Origin of the sequence: Caloranaerobacter longqiensis (assembly GCF_050286925.1) — a bacterium.
Taxonomy (GTDB): Bacteria; Bacillota; Clostridia; order Tissierellales; family Thermohalobacteraceae; genus Caloranaerobacter.
Genome location: NZ_JBFWFX010000001.1, coordinates 206,446 through 224,974 on the forward strand (window position 1 = coordinate 206,446; position 18,529 = coordinate 224,974).

Here is an 18,529-nt window from a genome sequence, read left to right on the forward strand (position 1 = left end):
TAAAAAAGGGGAGATAATTTGCTCCCCTATTTTAGATTAAAGGGGGATTATAAGATGACTCAACCACTAACTGCAATTGAAACGGAAATTATTGAGAACAAAAAAGGACTAATTCAAAAAATTAAAAAAATCTGTACATTAGTACCTTTTTTGGGCCCATTTTTGATACTCGTAACCCTATTCTTCCTTGTGCCAGTAATATTAACTGCTATTATATCATTGACAGGAATGGATTTTAAACTAAATTGGGATTTTATAGGAATTGCTAATTTTATTAAAATTTTGAAAGATTCAGTGATACCACAGGTTATAAAAAATACTATCGTATATGTGGTATTTACATGTATTATTAATGTGGGTTTTGGTTTTGTATTGGCTGTGATAACGACTTATTTTATTAAGAATGAAAATATAGGGTTGTTTTTCAGAACAGTATGGTTATTACCTCGAATGACACCTGCAGTTGTCTATGCATTGTTATGGCTATGGTTTCTTGATCCAACAGAGTATGGTATGTTAAATGTAATAATGAAAAATTTATTTAATATGCCTTCTCAAAGCTGGATACTAGACAATCCAATGAAAGTAATTATACTTGCAAACGGGATGATAGGTGCATCTTTTGGTATGGTTATTTTTTCAGCAGCGATAAAATCAATATCAGAGGATTATTTCAGGGCAGCAATGATTGACGGTGCAAATGACTTACAGATAATTAGAAATATTATAATACCTTTTTTAAAATGGCCTATAATGTTTTTAACAATATGGCAGACGTTATCTTTGCTGACTTCATATGAATATATTTTATTAATTACAGATGGCGGGCCATTGTTCGATAGTGAGGTATGGGCGTTGTTTGCATATCATAAAGCTTTTGCCAATTTTGAATTTGGATATGGTTCGGCAATAGCAATGATACTTGTTATTGTGGGTATTGTTGTAACACTGTTAATGCTCAAGTTCTTTGGATATGATAGAATGATGAATCCGTCAAAGCTAGAAGACTAAAGGGGAGAGGCACATATGGGAAAGAACAGGATAATAGTTAAATCATCTTTTAAAGAGAAATTACAAATAATGCTACCTAAAATACTAGCATATACAATTATTATCTTTGTCAGCTTGCCTATAATAGTTGCATATGCGTGGCTATTGTTGAATTCTCTGTCTAAGGAAGCGCTGTTTGGATTTATACCTAGGAAGTTGACAATTCAAAATTGGAGATTTATGTGGAGCGAGATACAAATAGGAACTAAGATATTTCCGAGTATATGGCCTATTACATGGAATACTTTTTTATTAGCAGGAGGAATTACAATATTAGAAGTTTTAATAGCAACATTAGCAGGTTTTTCGTTGTCAAGAATGAAATTTAAAGGAAAAAGTTTCATAATGAAGCTGACAATATTTTTACATGCATTTCCGGGCGTTGCATTATTAATAGCATTGTATATAGTGCTTCAAAAATTAGGCTTACTTGATAAACTAATTGGGATTGTACTGGTAAAGGTTGCTTTAAACATACCTATGTCAGTTTGGATAATTAAAGGATTTTTTGATGATATACCTTGGGAAATTGAATGGGCATCATATATTGATGGGTGTACGAAGCTGCAGGCTTGGAGAAAAATTATAATTCCTCAGTTAAAACCTGGAATAGCAGCAATATCAATTTTTTCATTCATGTCAGGATGGTCTGAATTTATTTATGCTTACACATTTATATATAGTCCTAAAAACTTCACACTTGCAGTTTTCCTCAAAAATTTAATAGGCGATTTCAGAATGCTAGATTATGGCCTGTTGTGTGCAGCAGGATTATATTACATGATACCAACCATACTGTTTTTTATACTATCGCAAAAATCACTTATGAAAGTATCTTTTGGTGGAGTAAAAAGTTAAAAACTGTACAATCCGAGTAAAATTCCGATAATGGGGGGTGTAAAATGAAGGTTATCTTTGAAAATGTTACTAAGAAATATGGAAATTTTACAGCGGTTGATAATTTAAATCTGAAGTTTAATGATGGGGAATTTATAGCTTTATTAGGTCCTAGCGGTTGTGGTAAGACAACTACATTACTAATGATTGCAGGAATATATAAGCCGACATCAGGATATATAATATTTGATGATAAGATAATGAATGATGTATTACCTAAGGATAGGAATTTAGGTATGTGTTTTCAAAATTATGCATTATATCCGCACATGACTGTGTTTGAGAATATTGCATTTCCATTAAAGATTAAAAAGGTTCCAAAAGACCAAATAGAAAAAAAAGTAAAAGAAGCAGCCGATAAAGTTGAAATAGGACATTTATTAGATAGAAAACCAGGACAACTGTCAGGAGGACAGCAGCAGAGAGTTTCACTTGCAAGAGCACTAGTGAAGGAGCCTAAAATACTGCTTTTAGATGAGCCTTTATCAAACCTTGATGCAAGGCTAAGAATAAATATGAGAGCTGAAATAAAAAAGTTACAAAAAGATTTAGGTATTAACATGGTATTTGTTACACATGACCAAATGGAAGCATTGTCTATGGCGGATAGAATTGCCATAATGAATAAAGGTAAATTACAAGATTTTAATACTCCTGAAAAGTTATATGAAAATCCCAAAAATTTATTTATTGCGAACTTTATTGGGAATCCACCGATGAATTTTATAGATGTTACTGTTGTAGAAGAAGATGGGAGATTGTTTTTAAAGAATGAAGTATTTAAATTAGAGCTGCCTGAAAGTGCAAAAGTTAGATTTGATTTCACATCATGTTCTAAGGAATTGATATTGGGTATACGTCCTGAAGATTTAGTAATAACAGGAGATGAGGATGAAGTTAATACGGTTAGGTCAGAAATATACGTAATTGAACCTCTTGGAAGAGATAAATTAGTTGATGTCAGTATAGGGAAGTCCAGATTTAAAATACTCACACCATCAGAATTTATAGGTGATATAGGAGAGAAAGTTAATATTAAATTAAACTATAATAAGATGCATCTATTTGATAAGATTACCGAAAATTCGATTAGAAGAATGTAAAGGTCTTGTACAAAAACAAGGGGACGGTTCTATTGTATCCTTTAGAAGCAAAAAGGAAACAAAAGAACCGTCCCCTTGTATATATTTAGATGTCAGACATTTCTTAAAATTTAGTAACATATTTTATTGTGTAAAAGGATTTTATTATTTTACTATAGAATACAAAATACGTAAAGCATAATAGTATATTATATTGGGGGTGTAAGAATTGTCAAAAAACAAATTAATATCTGTAGATCAGGCTGCTGAGTATGTTAAAGACGGTATGACTGTAATGATAGGGGGATTTCTTGGTGTGGGAAGTCCGAATAAAATCATTGATGCACTTGTTGAAAAAGGAGTAAAGGATTTAACCTTAATAGCTAATGATACAGCTTTTCCTGAAGTAGCAATAGGGAAACTTATAGTTAACAAACAAATAAAAAAAGTTATAGCATCTCATATAGGTACTAATAAAGAAACAGGAAGACAAATGACAGAAGGTGAAACGGAAGTAGTATTAGTACCTCAAGGAACACTAGCAGAGAGAATAAGAGCAGCGGGAGCGGGACTTGGTGGTATACTAACTCCGACAGGGATAGGAACAGTTGTAGAAGAAGGTAAGAGAAAAATAGAAATAGATGGGAAAGAATATTTATTAGAATTACCTCTTAGAGCAGATGTAGCTTTAATCAAAGGAGCAAAAGTAGATAAAAAAGGAAATGTTTATTATCGTAACTCAGCTAGGAACTTTAACCCAATTATGGCTATGGCGGCTGATTTAGTAATAGTTGAGGCTGAAGAAGTAGTTGAGGTTGGGGAAATTGATCCTAATGAAGTAATAACACCTGGTATATTTGTAGATTACATTGTAAGGGGTGATGAGTAATGGATAAACAAAGAGCAAGAGAGATAATAGCTAAGAGGGTAGCTAAGGAATTAAGAGATGGAGACGTTGTTAATCTAGGTATAGGACTACCAACTATGGTAGCTAATTATATTCCAGATGATATTGATATAATACTGCAGTCGGAAAACGGTTTCGTTGGGCTTGGACCAGCTCCTAATCCAGGTGAGGAGGACAAAGACTTAACAAATGCAGGAGGTCAGCCAGTAACAATAAAACCAGGAGGAGCTTTCTTTGATAGTGCTACTTCATTTGCGATAATAAGAGGGGGACATGTTGATGCAACAGTTTTAGGAGCACTTCAAGTAGATGAAAAAGGAAACCTTGCCAACTGGATGATTCCTGGGAAAATGGTACCTGGAATGGGTGGAGCGATGGATTTAGTTGTAGGAGCTAAAAAAGTTATTATAGCTATGGAACATACAGCAAAAGGTAAACCAAAAATTCTAAAAGAATGTACTTTGCCCCTTACAGCAGCAGGGCAAGTCAACTTGATAATTACAGAAATGGCAGTAATTGAAGTAACCGAAAGAGGACTTGTATTAAAAGAATTAGGGCCGGAGGCTACTATCGAGGATGTCAAAGCTAATACAGAGGCTGATTTAATTATTGCAGATGATTTGAAGAAAATGGAGATATAGATTAGGTAACGGATAGGGTACTTATATAAGTACCCTAATTTTATAAAAAAACAAATTAATAAAAGACAAGGGGGAGCAACTATATGTTTAAAAAGTTCACTAATGGTTGTGTTGTACTTGTTCAAAGATATTTACCTGACCCATTCCTTTTTGCTGTCATCTTAACATTGATTGTATTTGTATTAGCAATGATTTTTACAAGTCAAGGACCAATAGCAATGGTTATTCATTGGAGCAATCGTTTTTGGGAATTATTAGAATTCTCTATGCAAATGGCACTTGTATTAGTTACAGGATATACTTTGGCTAATGCACCAATTATTAAAAGAGGGTTAAAATCATTATCAGGTTTAGCAAAAAGTCCAACGCAAGCTATAGTTTTGGTAACGATAATATCTACAATTGCTTGTTGGATAAATTGGGGGTTTGGTTTAGTAATAGGAGCTTTATTTGCTAGACAAATAGCAAAGCAAGTAAAAGGTGTTGACTACAGATTATTAATTGCTTCGGCGTATTCAGGGTTTTTAGTATGGCATGCAGGATTATCAGGTTCAATTCCATTAAAATTAGCTACACCGGGAACTGATTTAGCTACTGTTACAAATGATGTAGTTACTAATCCGATATCAACAAATAATACTATTTTTGCAACTTTTAATATTGTTATAGTATTAGCTATATTTGTTGTATTACCTATAATCAATAGGGCAATGCATCCTAACTCTAAAAATGTAGTTACTATTGACCCTGAACTTTTGGAGGAGGAAGAAGAAGCTGCTTATATATCTGAAGATATGACACCAGCCGATAAAATGGAAAATAGTCCTATACTCTCAATGTTAATAGGTATCATGGGACTAACCTTTATAATCTATTATTTCAAGGAAAACGGTTTTCAATTAAATTTGAACATTATTAACTTTATTTTCTTATTTACAGGTATTATACTTCATGGAACTCCTAGGAGATTCCTTAATGCAGTTAAAAATGCAGCTAAGGGTACATCAGGAATAATATTACAGTTTCCGTTTTATGCTGGAATTATGGGTATGATGACAGGAGCTAATGATGCAGGACTTTCATTAGGAGGAGTTATGTCAAATTGGTTTGTAAATATTTCGAATCAAACAACATTTCCATTTTTTACATTCCTAAGTGCGGGTTTAGTCAATTTCTTTGTACCATCAGGCGGTGGACAGTGGGCAGTTCAAGCACCTATTATGATACCAGCAGGAGCTAAATTAGGTGTTCCAGTTGCTAAAACAGCAATGGCAATAGCATGGGGAGATGCATGGACAAATATGATTCAACCATTCTGGGCATTACCAGCATTAGGTATAGCAGGATTAGGTGCAAGAGATATCATGGGATTCTGTGTTGTAGACTTATTAATAACAGGAGCTATAATAGCACTTGGACTAATGCTACTATAAAGAACAAAAGGAAACAAGGGACGTGTATCCTAATTGATATACAGGCGAGAGAACGTTCCCTTGTATCTATGCACAGCAAGATGATATAAAGGAGGTATGACCTGTTGGCTTAATAAAAAGCTGTGCATTATATTATTAAGTGATTTTATATATAAGCCAACGGTATAGAATGTCCATTAGGGTTATTATAGCGGATGATGATGAGAATGCTAGACATATTTTAAGATTATATTTAAAACAGATAAAAGGAGTTGAATTAATAGCAGAGGCTACAGATGGGAAAGAGCTTTTGAATTTTGTATGCAAAATGAAACCTGATGTTGTATTGACAGATATTAAAATGCCAGATATGTCTGGATTAGATGTGGCGAGAATTATTCGAGAGACAGACGAAACTCTTTCCTTGATTTTTATTACTTCTTATGATGAATATATGCCCGAAGCCTTTAATGTTTATGCTACTGATTATATACAAAAGCCTATTCAGAAAAAAAGGCTTTTTAAGACATTAGAACATATCAAAAATATGAAGTTGAAGGTTCAATTAATAGATTTTAGTACAGTTAGCGGACAAATACTAATAAATTCAGATGATATTTTATTTATAGAATCAGTCAAAAGACAAAGAATTATTCATACGGTTACTCAAAAATATTGTACTTATGAGTCTTTAAATAGTATAGAAAATAGGTTAAATAAAGAATGTTTTATTAGAACACATCGTTCATTCATAGTTAATGTAAAAAAAATAAAAGAAGTAGTTTTATACTGTCGTTCGTCTAAAAAAATTTTATTTAAAAATTATAAGGAATGTGCATTGCTTTCAAAAAGGTATGAGCATGATTTTCGAAATAGGATTATGATAACAGCGGCTTATAATTTGAAGCTAACGATTTGAAATTTTTAAGTCCTGGAAGAAGGATTTTCATCATGGAGGATAGATAAAATGCAAAAATTATCGTTAGTTGAATTTTTAATTTTCTCTTTTCCAGAGGCATTGGTAATAACTATTTTTACTTTGGCGTTATGTGGATTTAAGGTGAATTATTTTAAAACGATTCTTATTGGTTTTATCGTATCATTTTTAGCATTTCTGATAAGACCTTATATTAATTCGTATTTGATGAATGTATTTGTATATGATTTAATTATGATTATTGCAATATATCTATTTGTTAAAAACTATTTATTTAATATTTTTTGCGGTGTTATTCTTGCTAGCTGTATCTATATATCTGTTGAAAATTTTAATATTCAAGCGATAATGTATTTTTTAAAAATATCACCAGAATTGATTACTAAAAACATGTCGATAAGATTATTTGCTTTCTTCACTCAAATTTTGATTATGATTATACTATTTCTAATAATTCGTAAATTTAATTTTACTATTATTGATTTTGAGGATGAAAATGATATTTAAAGAGGTAAGGGAAAATGAATATTAAATACTTTAGCTTGAAAACTGTAATAGCTTTTAATGTTATAAGTATATTTTTATTAACTCTTTTTATAATAAATAGCTTTTTAGCTAGTAATCAGATATTTCAGCCTATTGATACTAAAATTTTCAATCTAATTTTTGGGCTATTTATCGTATTATTGAATATATTAGGTATTTTTATCATAAGAGAACTATTTAAGCATATAAAAAAGGATTATATGTATAAGCTTAAGCAAATAGAACTTATAAATATGAGGGAAATGAATGATTTAGTACGTGAACAGCGTCATGATTTATTAAATCATATGCAAATAATATATGGTCTTTTAAAATTAAAAAAGTATGATAGATTAGAAGAATATCTTTTGAAATTCAGTAAAGAAACGGAAAAACTGAGACTAGTTGTAAATACTGGAGTACCAGAAGTCGATATTTTGCTCCAATTTAAAATAAATAAAGCGTTGAGGCTGAATATAGATATTGATTTAACGATTAAATGCAAGATTGATAATATAAAAATAAATCCGTTCGATTTGAATAAGATATTATCTAATCTTTTAGATAATGCAATAGACGCTACATTAGAACTACAAGAAGATAAAAGATTTATAGGTATAAATATATTTCAGACTCCAATGGATTATGTTTTTACTATTGAAAATTCCTCTAAACTATTAGAAAAACGTACACTTAACAGGATTTTCGAAAAGAATTTTTCAACAAAGGGGACTTCAAGAGGAATGGGACTTTATATAGTTAAGAAAATAGTAGAGAAGAATAATGGGAAAATAACGGTTGATAGTGCTTATGATAAAGTCATTTTTACAGTCATGTTCCCTAAAAATTAAATGGAGGCTAAAAAATGATAAATTTAGAAAAGATATCTGAAAGCTTAACCAATAGTATATGTAGACATTCAAATTTTGACCAAAAACAAAAAACCCAAATTTATTATGGTCTACAGTTGATTTTAGGGATTCTAATTGAATTTTTTGTAGTTTTCATTATTTCTTTAATATTGAATATTACAGATTTTGTAATTACAATGATGTTTTCTTCTCTTGCATTAAGAATATTCACTGGCGGAGCTCATTGCACATCCTATGACCGATGTCTTGCTTTTACAGTAATTGTTTATATATTTTTTTCAATGTTAGTTAAAATATCTTTTTTGCCTTATATAAGTTTGATTGTTTTGACAATTGTGATAATCATATTAGGGTTTGTAATAATTAACAATATAAAAATGCAGTTTAAAAATATCGGGATTATCATATTACTAATTTGGGGAACTATGATGATAAGTATGTTGTTATTGAAAAATGACGATTTACACTTTTTAAAAGTTTTATTATCTAGCTGTATAGGTATAAGTATTCAACTATTCAATTTGACATCAATTGGGAGTATCTTCATAAACAAATGCGATTCTTTTCTAAAAAGATTTATATAATGCATTTTCACACAATGAAATGACATTTTCGGAAAATATTATTGAAGATGGAAAAATATTTTTATATAATTGGCGTGAAAGGTTAGAAAAATATTCTAACTTTTCACGTTTTTTCTTATAATTACAGCAATGTTATTCATGATTTCCAACAAGGGAGTAAAGCTTACTTGCATCGGTTGGTTCTATGAAATAAAGATTCTAGAGAGTTTAAAAAAGACAAATAAATTTGTTAAAAGTAAAAAGAGAAGGTGGATATCTTATGTTCAAAAAGAGTATTATCTTCCTATTTATTATTGTACTTATATTATCATTAAAGAGTTTAATTGTATTCACTGATGTTAAGGGGGTGGATAATTTTAGTGATATTAAATTGGTGTCAGAAAGAGAATATTTAGAAGCAATTTCTAAAGCCAAAAATATGTCTTTGAAAGAAGCAAAAAAATATGTTGATGATGTAATTGAGAAACATATGCAAAATAAAGCTAAAAATTATTCTAAAGATGGCCAGCGTCCAATGCTGGATAAAAAGTATTATTACTATGTTATTATACGTGCTAAACAAAAAGTAGCACCCGGTGTGGTTATAGAAATTGGAGTGCCTGGTATTTTATATTCACAAGGGACATTTAGAGAATTTGTAAGTATAGAAGAACAAAAAGCATATACGGATATTGTTTCTTATGATATACATCAATGGAAAGAATTCTATGTGTATGCTGAAAAAATTAGTGGAGCAAGAGTTGTACTACGTGGAAGAGGTTGTGTTGAGATTTCAGAACCTTATGCTATTTTGCATGGGATTAATCTTAAATTTTGGACATATTCAAATACGATAAATCATGCTAAATATTATAGAAAAACGGTAAATTTATTTCATGAAGAGAGTTTGTATTGATTAGAAATAAAATGTTAACATAACAGTGAAATAAAGGATAAAATACATAAAGTGGAGTTTCTAAATCTTAAATTAAAGATTTCTGAAAAAATTTTCGAATTAAATTACTTTTTTAAACTAGTGAGCTAATAGTTTATAAAAATATTTAAAAAGTAGCTAAATTTAAAGAGAGAGGATAGATAAATATGTTTAGTAGGGAAAATTCGAACCATTTAATATTGGGGATTTTAATAATTCTTTTTAGTGGTATTATTGCGGAAATAATTTATCCAATTTTTTATAATCCATAGGAAATTATTAAACTGCATTAATTTGTGGATAATTTTAAATATAATTTCCGTAATGGATTTCAACAAAATCTACCTTATACAAATTTAAATCGAAGATTTTGTTCTTACATACTTTTGTTTTTAATAAAAATAGGTATTATTAAGTTCTACAGCACAGAACTTGTTTATAATAATTTAAGCTCATCAATCCAAATTATAGGGTTAATAGTCGTTTTATTTCCGTTAATTACTAATAGAGCTAAAGATGAATGATTAGATTAATAATGAAATCTTTTAGAATTTTTCACTTAAAGGAGGAGAGCTTGATTATCATGGGAAAAAATAATCGACTATATGTCATTTTAATATTAGTATTAGCATTACTATTTGCAGGATGTTCTAATCAAAAAGATGTTGAAAGTTCTATAAATGAGGAAAATGTTAAAAATGAGGATGTAAAATCTAAACAAATAACAATTGAGGATATAGTTCAGAACCATATTCCTAAAATTTTAAATGGAAAAGTTAAAGAAAATAAGATAGAATTTGCTGGTAAGTGGCCAGGCAATGTAATGCCGGACTTAATTAGTGCTTTGAAAGCTCAAGGATGGGAAAAAGTAGAGCAGCTAGGTTCTAGAATGTTTTTTGTTAAAGAGATAGATGGACAGCAGATAAAAATATCGGTTACTCCATCTGAAAAAGGAGGACCAAAAGAAAAGGATGCAGTGACTATAGTAAATTTTGATTTATGTGAATAGGAAACAGAGGGACGGTTCTAGTGCATACAAAATGAAACAGAAAAGCCGTCCCCTTGTATCTAAAATGCATTTTCGGACAATGAAATGACATTTTGGGAGAATATTATTGAAAATGGAAAAATATTTTTATAGAATTGCAACTACTAGCCAAAGGCAAGGGTGATATAACAAAACAAAGCCCAAAATGGTTCGAAGGTTTAGACAGTAAATGTGGCGGATATATTGGAGGAAAGTGGTTACGCTTACATCGGGAGGACTCAAGGATACGTCATTCAGATGAATTTCAAGATGGCAGCCTATACACTGATGTATAGTTAAACCTTGAGAAGTCAGCGAAGGTTATAGTATCTTAAACCTAGGACAGATAGGGAAGGACCGAATATTAGGGAGTTAAGTAACAAGGGAGGCAAAGACCACAGAAAACTTCATATGAATGCTGTACTGCTGAAGTAGGATTGGAAATCAGAGATAAGCAGGAAGCGTGTAGTAACTTTTGGTATCTTCAAATGTGAAAGCCAGAGCTTAATTAAAATAAAAAAGTAAACTTAACCTAATGAACACCGTATATCGAACGGTATGTGCTGCGGTAGCAAATGATACCTCCTACTCGATTATTTAAAATACATATAAAAAAATAAATGTGGAATTAGAGGTGTTAAATTTGAGTATAATTATAAATCTAATTTTACTATGTTTTGGGTTATTCGTTTTGACTAATAAATTTGATATCATTATACAAATAAATGACATTATTTTTATATTGATAAGTTTGATTTGTTTTATGTTAGCATCTAAAACGTATAAAGATGTAAATGAAATTTTTAAAGTGTATTTACAGAAAAAAACAGTAGAAGATGTAAAAAAATTTATATTAATTATTGAAAGCTATATAAAATTTAGTATAATGGCGGGAATTATTGGTAGTATTATAAAATTAATAGTGTTAGAAACCTATTATGGTGATCATATGTCCTATTTTGTGATGTTACATAGAAGTATTATTCCTATTGCATATGGGCTTTTGTTAGCCTATTTCATTTTTTATCCAATAAAAATATACTTTAAAAAACAATGATATTTAACCAATTAGATTATCTACTTCAAGTCAAATAAAAAAGTAAGATTATTATTTAAGAAAAAGACATTATATTTATTCATAGTTTTAGTTTACTATTAATATTTATGACGTTTGTAATTTTTATGGAATAAATAACAAGGGAAAGGTATTTAAGTTATGAAATTAATTTCTCAAGGTACTATTATACTCTTTTTAATTCCTATAATTACAATTCTGTTAATTGCCTTTATTGGTTATTATGGTTATGGTCGACCTTTTTTATCATCACTAGTATGGAGTATGTTAATGATAGGAGTTATATTTTTAAGAGTTTATTTGAGTGAGAAAGACAGTAAAATTTTACTTTTTTTAGGCTCAATCATTGGAATAGCAGGTGTGTTTTTTGTACTAGTAAGATATTAAATAAATACAGTTCAGCATTATTTGTTACTATAGTTTATATAATTAATAGTTCAGAAATATTTATAAAGGCTATTTTTAAAAGATAAGATATTATTTGTATAGCAGGCTGTAAATTTAGGAGGTTTGAAATTGAAGAAACAATGTAGATTAGTATTGTTTTTATTGCTACTGTTCATCGTGATAACGAGTTGTAGTCCCATTAAAGTCAGAGAAGATAAAGTTTTAGATGTAGATACTATACAAAAGTATGCTGAAGAACGAAAACATGATCAAGATTTTGACTATTTGAAATTTGTAAAGATAGAAATGGAAGAATCTCAAATACTATTTAATAAAACTACTGTAGAACAAAGAGAAGATAAATATTTAGCTAATATAGTCTATAGACTAAAGATTAGAAACATTACATCATCAAATATAAAAATTCATTATACATTATACATACCTAAGGAATTTGCTGAAAGATTTGTAATTGGTGAAAGAGTTTTTAATCTCTTTGTTGATGGAGTAGAAATAAAACCTAATAAGAGCCTTAATATTGGACATGGAACATTAATAAGACATTATAAATTATTATCACAAGAAGAGAAAGAAATATTTAATAAATACAAAGATATAGTATATTTAGTTTTGAGTATTAATGATAAAAAAGTATATTTAAAAGTTACTCCTGATTGATGGAAACAGAGGGACGGTTCTAGTGCATACAAAATGAAACAGAAAAGCCGTCCCCTTGTATCTAAAATGCATTTTCGGACAATGAAATGACATTTTCGGAAAATATTATTGAAAATGGAAAAATATTTTTATACAATTAAAATGAAAGGTTAGAAAAAAATTCTAACTTTTCACGTTTTTTCTTATTTCCTTGAATAAGTAAAAAATATGGTGGGAGAGGGGGTGAGATAATGAGTAAAAAATTCTTTAGAAACTTTTTAACAATAACTACAGCAATGTTATTTATAATTTCTAATGTAGGAGTAAAGCCTACTTGCATCGGTTGGTTCTATAAGCCAGAAGTTCCAGAGATTCTAAAAAAATAAATAATTGTATCTTATTATGAATGATGAAGCAATGAAATCAAAAATGAAAAATTTCTTACTTATTAAGCTTTACATTTTCGGATAATGAAATTACATTCTAGAACAATATTTATTTAAAACGGCATTCCAATTTTTGTATAAAAGTGTGAAAAGTTAGAGAATCATCTTAACTTTTCACACTTTTTTCTTCTTATTATTCATAGAAATATTATAGTAATCTTATTAATTATTTGTCAAATGTTGAAGAAGAAACAAAGTAATAAATTCTTTAATTTTCAAAATACTATATTAATTTCCTATTTATCTTTATCATGAGAATGTTGTAATTTTTCCTATTTAAGTTTAAACTATTTATAATTGAACTTGCTGACAAAGTAATTTATTTTTATGAAAAATAGACTAATAGTGAACTACAGTATCTAATATTTAGATATAAAAAACAGAATATATATGGTTTAAGGATATAATAATTGTGGTAATTATAAGATTGGATTAAGAACAATAATACAATTGGGTTAGACTTGAAATATTTTCTTTTTTTTGAGTTTGGTCTTTCTATTCTCAACTTGATAAAAATTAATAAAAGATTTATCATATTCTGTAGGAGTATAAATTTGTGTATGTATTATATATAGAAATATTTTTAGAAATAATAAAAAGTGGAGTGGTCGAATGGGGAATAATAAATCAAAAATCCTGCAAAATTTAGCTTTAGTCTCACAAATAGGTTTGTCTATGGCACTACCTATTTTAGGAGGTATATATATAGGAAACTTTTTAGATGACAAACTAAATACAGGATTCATTTTTTTAGGAGTCTTTTCAATACTAGGAATAATTACATCTTTCATAAGTTTATTTAAAATAACGACAAAAGGGACTAAAGGGAAGTGATTATTTGAGCCTGCAAGATAATACGCAATCTAAAATAATAAAGAGAGTATTTATATTAACGATACTTATAATAGGCGTGTTTTTTTTGGTATTTCCTGAACCTAAGCCATATATTTATGGAATTATTTTTGGAGCATCAATAAATGTACTTAATTTTAGATTAATGAGCTTGACATTAGAAAAAGCCGTAAAGATGTCTAACAATAAAATAATGCCATATGTTGTAGGGAATTACATGATAAGATACTTAATTTACGGCATAGTGTTAACAATTTCAGCAATAGCTGATTATATAAATTTCTATTCTACAGTGTTAGGACTTTTTATGGTCAAAATTATTATTATATTCGACACATTTTATGATATTATAAAAGGTAGAAAGACATCAAAAATGCAAAATTAATTTTCATGAAAGGAGGTCGGAACAGTGAAAATAGAAATAGCTTTAACACTTTTTGGAAAGGAAATTTTTATACCCGAAACTATAGTTAATACTTGGATTATAGTAATTTTACTATCTATTTTTGCAATATACGTGAACAAAAAGATAAAAAATGCAAAAATAGATGAAAAACCTTCAGGATTACTTAATGTAATAGAATTATTAGTAGAAGGAGTTCAATCACTAGTTGAAACTACTATGGGTTCTGACAAACTAAAATTTGCTCCTTACATAGGTACACTTGTTTTATATTTACTTGTTTCAAATCTTTTTGGATTATTAGGATTTAAACCTCCGACATCAGATTACAATGTAACTTTTGGATTAGCTTTAATTACTTTTGCATTAACACAATATTACGGTTTAAAATCTAAAGGTTTAGGAGGATACATAAAGGGATTCTTTGAGCCTATGCCTTTCTTATTTCCACTAAATGTTATAGGAGAAATAGCAAACCCTATATCATTATCATTCCGTCTTTTTGGTAATATTTTAAGTGGTGTGATAATCATGGGGCTTATATATGGTGCATTAGGTTATTTTTCAGTATTTATAACACCTGTATTCCATGCATATTTTGACGTTTTTGCAGGTGTAATACAGACATTTATATTTGTAATGCTTACTATGGTATTTATTTCAATGGCAATGGAGTAAAGTTAATTCCGGACCTAGTGTCCGTCAAATATAATTACAGTATGTAAACCTTGAAAGGAGGGGAATTACATGCCAACAATAGATCCAAAAGCATTTATACTTGGATGTTCAGCTATAGGTGCTGGTTTAGCTATGATAGCTGGTATTGGTCCTGGAATAGGACAGGGTTATGCTGCAGGTAAAGCTGCAGAAGCTGTTGGAAGGCAACCAGAAGCACAAGGTGATATCATAAGAACAATGATCCTTGGTCAAGCAGTTGCAGAAACAACAGGTATATATGGTCTTGTTATTGCTATAATATTATTATTTGTAAGACCATTACTTGGAGCCCTTTAATATACCTACATAAGAGGTGGGTATTTTCGCCCATCTCTTGTTTCTGTATTAAATTGGAAGTTAATGGGAGAACCATTTAGATATAGAATAGGTACAACGGCTAACAACAGCGAAAGGAGGATTTATAAATGTCAATAGATGTAAGAGTTATTCCAGAGCTTAGTTCTTTGGTAATGCAGATAATAGCAACAATTGTTCTATTCTTAGTACTAAGACATTTCTTATTCAAGCCAGTTACTGAATTTTTAAATGCTAGAAAAGAAAAAATAGCAAGTGATCTATTAGCTGCAAATAAAAATAAGGAAGAAGCTCAAAACTTAAAAAGAGAATATGAAATGAAGATTGAAGCATCTAAAAAAGAAGCTCAAGAAATTATAGAGGCTGCTAGACGCAGAGGTGAAGAAGTAAGAGAAGAAATAATAAAGGAAGCTAAGAAAGAAGCAGAGGCTATAATTGAGAAAGCTAGAAAAGAAATAGAGAGAGAAAGAGAAAAAGCAGTAGAAGAGTTAAAAGAAGAAGTTGTTACAATAGCTATGTTAGCTGCTTCAAAAGTTATAGATAAAAACTTAGATGCTAAAGCTCATAAAGAGATTATAAATAAGTTTATAAACGAGGTAGGGGAAGCTAAATGGCAAAATTAATAGGAAAAACTTATGCCCAAGCTCTATTTGAAGTAGCTGAAGAGGTAGATAAAATACAGCAATTTAAAGAAGAGCTAAATTCAATATATGAAATATTTGATAAAGAAAAAGAGTTTAAAATAATATTTGAGCACCCTAAGTTATCTAAAAATGAAAAGAAGGATATCATAAATTCAGTATTTAAAGGTAGAGTAGCCCAGGAAATATTAAATCTAATATATATTGTAATAGATAAAGGAAGAGAAAAATATCTAATGGATATAATAGAAGAATACATAGAACTATCAAATGAAAAACAAGGCATAATCGAAGCACAAGCTATAACAGCAGTTCCTTTAGATGAAGAAGAAAAATTAAGACTTCAAAATAAATTATCTGAAAAGTTGGGCAAAACTGTTATTCTTGAAAATATTGTTGATGAAGGCATTATAGGTGGAGTGCTTGTTAAAATTCAAGATAAAATAATAGATGCAAGTATAAAAGGGCAATTAGATAGAATTCAAAAGAATCTTAAAGATATAAGAGTAACTAAGATAGGGGTGAGCAAAAAATGAATCTAAGACCTGAAGAAATCAGTTCAATTATTAAAGAGCAGATTAAAAGATATGAAAACAAACTAGATGTAGTAGATGTAGGTACAGTTATACAGGTTGGTGACGGTATTGCAAGAATACATGGTTTAGAAAAATGTATGGCTGGTGAGCTTTTAGAGTTTCCAGGTGAAGTTTATGGTATGGCTCTAAACTTAGAAGAAGATAATGTTGGTTGCGTTTTATTAGGTTCAGATGAAAATATAAAAGAAGGGGATATAGTTAAGAGAACAGGAAGAATAGTTGAAGTTCCAGTTGGAGAGGCACTTATAGGTAGGGTAGTAAATGCTCTAGGTCAGCCGATAGATGGAAAAGGTCCAATTAAAACTGAAAAGTATAGACCAATTGAGTCAAGAGCGCCAGGAGTAATTGAGAGAAAATCCGTTTCAGTTCCACTGCAAACTGGTATAAAAGCTATTGACTCAATGATACCAATCGGTAGAGGTCAGAGGGAGTTAATCATAGGAGATAGACAGACTGGTAAGACTGCGATTGCAATAGATACTATATTAAACCAAAAAGGTCAAGATGTTATTTGTATATATGTTGCGATAGGACAGAAGAAATCAACTGTAGCTAAAATAGTTGAAACTTTAGAAAAAAGAGGAGCTATGGAGTATTCAATAGTAGTATCAGCTTCAGCTAGTGAAATGGCACCACTTCAATATATAGCTCCATATGCTGGTTGTGCTATGGCTGAAGAATTCATGTATCAAGGTAAAGACGTACTTATAATATATGACGATTTGTCAAAGCATGCTGTTGCATATCGTGCTATGTCACTACTTCTTCGTAGACCGCCAGGACGTGAAGCATATCCTGGAGACGTATTCTATTTACATTCAAGACTTTTAGAACGTGCAGCTAGATTAGATGAAGCATATGGTGGAGGTTCTATAACAGCACTTCCAATAATCGAAACACTAGCAGGAGATATTTCTGCTTATATACCAACAAACGTAATATCAATAACAGACGGTCAGATATTCCTTGAGTCAGAGTTATTCTTCTCAGGGCAAAGACCAGCAGTAAATGCGGGACTTTCAGTATCTCGTGTTGGTGGTGCTGCGCAGATAAAGGCTATGAAGAAGGTAGCAGGTACATTAAAGCTTGAATTAGCACAGTATAGAGAATTAGCAGCGTTCGCACAGTTTGGTTCAGAGCTTGATAAAGAAACTCAGGCAAGACTTGCTCAAGGTCAAAGAATAATGGAAATATTAAAGCAGCCACAATATGCTCCAGTTAAAGTAGAGCATCAAGTTATGATTATATATGCGGTTACTAAGAAATACTTAACAGATATTCCACTAGATAAAATAAAAGATTTTGAAAAAGAGTTCTTAAACTTTATGGATAATAACTACCCAGAAGTAGGTAAGAGCATAGTAGAAACAGGTGAATTATCAGAAGAAATGGAAGAAAGATTAAAGAGTGCTATAGAAGAATTCAAAAAGAATTTTAAGCAGGAGCACAATATTTAGGTAGATTGTTCGCTGCTGATTTTTGTTAGATAATTGATGGGTTAGTTTGTAGCGGAGAATTAATTCTCCGCTACAAGGATACTATTGGTTGATGAATGATAAATACCATGAAGGATTGATATGTGCTCAAGACGGG

23 protein-coding genes are annotated in these 18,529 nt (G+C 30.1%); all 23 read left to right on the forward strand.

All coding sequences use genetic code 11. From position 1 onward, the window contains the following. Positions 1-54: 54 nt before the first annotated feature. The 23 genes from AB4Y15_RS01035 (at position 55) to atpA (ending at position 18,393) form a co-directional block, all read left to right on the forward strand. Positions 55-1,011, forward strand: coding sequence for a carbohydrate ABC transporter permease (locus AB4Y15_RS01035; RefSeq protein ID WP_427337896.1), 957 nt, complete (start codon positions 55-57; stop codon positions 1,009-1,011). A gap of 15 nt (positions 1,012-1,026) precedes the next feature. Continuing rightward, positions 1,027-1,908, forward strand: coding sequence for a carbohydrate ABC transporter permease (locus tag AB4Y15_RS01040; RefSeq protein WP_427337897.1), 882 nt, complete (start codon positions 1,027-1,029; stop codon positions 1,906-1,908). Between the two features lie 44 nt (positions 1,909-1,952). Continuing rightward, positions 1,953-3,050, forward strand: a complete 1,098-nt coding sequence (locus AB4Y15_RS01045; RefSeq protein ID WP_427337899.1) for an ABC transporter ATP-binding protein — start codon at positions 1,953-1,955, stop codon at positions 3,048-3,050. 208 nt (positions 3,051-3,258) lie between these two features. Then, a complete protein-coding gene (gene atoD / locus AB4Y15_RS01050; protein ID WP_427337900.1) occupies positions 3,259-3,918 on the forward strand; it encodes an acetate CoA-transferase subunit alpha in 660 nt (219 codons plus the stop codon). Continuing rightward, positions 3,918-4,577: a CoA transferase subunit B gene (locus AB4Y15_RS01055; protein ID WP_427337901.1), complete on the forward strand. Its 660-nt coding sequence runs from the start codon at positions 3,918-3,920 to the stop codon at positions 4,575-4,577. The genes atoD and AB4Y15_RS01055 overlap by 1 nt, the downstream gene beginning before the upstream one ends. An 83-nt stretch (positions 4,578-4,660) precedes the next feature. Next, positions 4,661-6,010: a TIGR00366 family protein gene (locus AB4Y15_RS01060; RefSeq protein WP_427337902.1), complete on the forward strand. Its 1,350-nt coding sequence runs from the start codon at positions 4,661-4,663 to the stop codon at positions 6,008-6,010. A gap of 169 nt (positions 6,011-6,179) precedes the next feature. Then, entirely contained in the window at positions 6,180-6,908 is a 729-nt protein-coding gene (locus tag AB4Y15_RS01065; RefSeq protein WP_427337903.1) for a LytR/AlgR family response regulator transcription factor, read from the forward strand. Positions 6,909-6,956: 48 nt separating this feature from the next. Then, on the forward strand, positions 6,957-7,433 hold the full coding sequence (locus tag AB4Y15_RS01070) for a hypothetical protein (RefSeq protein ID WP_427337904.1): 477 nt from the start codon (positions 6,957-6,959) through the stop codon (positions 7,431-7,433). 14 nt (positions 7,434-7,447) lie between these two features. After that, the gene (locus tag AB4Y15_RS01075) at positions 7,448-8,302 is read left to right on the forward strand and encodes a sensor histidine kinase (RefSeq protein WP_427337905.1); all 855 of its coding nucleotides are present in this window, start codon (positions 7,448-7,450) and stop codon (positions 8,300-8,302) included. A 14-nt stretch (positions 8,303-8,316) separates the two neighbouring features. Next, positions 8,317-8,907 (forward strand): accessory gene regulator B family protein, encoded by a 591-nt coding sequence (locus AB4Y15_RS01080; RefSeq protein WP_427337906.1) that lies wholly within the window; start codon positions 8,317-8,319, stop codon positions 8,905-8,907. A 259-nt stretch (positions 8,908-9,166) separates the two neighbouring features. Further along, positions 9,167-9,802: a hypothetical protein gene (locus AB4Y15_RS01085; protein WP_427337907.1), complete on the forward strand. Its 636-nt coding sequence runs from the start codon at positions 9,167-9,169 to the stop codon at positions 9,800-9,802. A gap of 601 nt (positions 9,803-10,403) precedes the next feature. Then, a complete protein-coding gene (locus tag AB4Y15_RS01090) occupies positions 10,404-10,829 on the forward strand; it encodes a type II toxin-antitoxin system HicA family toxin (protein WP_427337908.1) in 426 nt (141 codons plus the stop codon). Between the two features lie 661 nt (positions 10,830-11,490). Then, positions 11,491-11,904 carry a hypothetical protein gene (locus AB4Y15_RS01095; protein ID WP_427337909.1) on the forward strand — a complete coding sequence of 138 codons (414 nt, stop codon included), beginning with the start codon at positions 11,491-11,493 and terminating at the stop codon, positions 11,902-11,904. Positions 11,905-12,063: 159 nt separating this feature from the next. Then, positions 12,064-12,309 carry a hypothetical protein gene (locus AB4Y15_RS01100; protein WP_427337910.1) on the forward strand — a complete coding sequence of 82 codons (246 nt, stop codon included), beginning with the start codon at positions 12,064-12,066 and terminating at the stop codon, positions 12,307-12,309. 129 nt (positions 12,310-12,438) lie between these two features. Continuing rightward, positions 12,439-12,987, forward strand: a complete 549-nt coding sequence (locus tag AB4Y15_RS01105) for a hypothetical protein (protein WP_427337912.1) — start codon at positions 12,439-12,441, stop codon at positions 12,985-12,987. A gap of 230 nt (positions 12,988-13,217) precedes the next feature. Beyond that, positions 13,218-13,352, forward strand: coding sequence for a cyclic lactone autoinducer peptide (locus AB4Y15_RS01110; protein ID WP_427337913.1), 135 nt, complete (start codon positions 13,218-13,220; stop codon positions 13,350-13,352). A 672-nt stretch (positions 13,353-14,024) separates the two neighbouring features. Further along, entirely contained in the window at positions 14,025-14,246 is a 222-nt protein-coding gene (locus AB4Y15_RS01115) for an AtpZ/AtpI family protein (protein WP_427337914.1), read from the forward strand. A gap of 4 nt (positions 14,247-14,250) precedes the next feature. Then, a complete protein-coding gene (locus AB4Y15_RS01120) occupies positions 14,251-14,649 on the forward strand; it encodes an ATP synthase subunit I (protein ID WP_427337915.1) in 399 nt (132 codons plus the stop codon). A gap of 24 nt (positions 14,650-14,673) precedes the next feature. Continuing rightward, positions 14,674-15,345 carry a F0F1 ATP synthase subunit A gene (gene atpB, locus AB4Y15_RS01125; protein ID WP_427337916.1) on the forward strand — a complete coding sequence of 224 codons (672 nt, stop codon included), beginning with the start codon at positions 14,674-14,676 and terminating at the stop codon, positions 15,343-15,345. A gap of 69 nt (positions 15,346-15,414) precedes the next feature. Next, complete coding sequence (gene atpE / locus AB4Y15_RS01130; RefSeq protein WP_054870765.1) at positions 15,415-15,681, forward strand: ATP synthase F0 subunit C; 267 nt, start codon at positions 15,415-15,417, stop codon at positions 15,679-15,681. 128 nt (positions 15,682-15,809) lie between these two features. Beyond that, complete coding sequence (locus AB4Y15_RS01135) at positions 15,810-16,322, forward strand: F0F1 ATP synthase subunit B (protein ID WP_427337917.1); 513 nt, start codon at positions 15,810-15,812, stop codon at positions 16,320-16,322. After that, a complete protein-coding gene (locus AB4Y15_RS01140; RefSeq protein ID WP_427337918.1) occupies positions 16,310-16,876 on the forward strand; it encodes a F0F1 ATP synthase subunit delta in 567 nt (188 codons plus the stop codon). Before AB4Y15_RS01135 ends, AB4Y15_RS01140 begins: the two co-directional genes overlap by 13 nt. Then, positions 16,873-18,393 (forward strand): F0F1 ATP synthase subunit alpha, encoded by a 1,521-nt coding sequence (atpA, locus tag AB4Y15_RS01145; protein WP_427337919.1) that lies wholly within the window; start codon positions 16,873-16,875, stop codon positions 18,391-18,393. The genes AB4Y15_RS01140 and atpA overlap by 4 nt, the downstream gene beginning before the upstream one ends. Positions 18,394-18,529 lie beyond the last annotated feature (136 nt).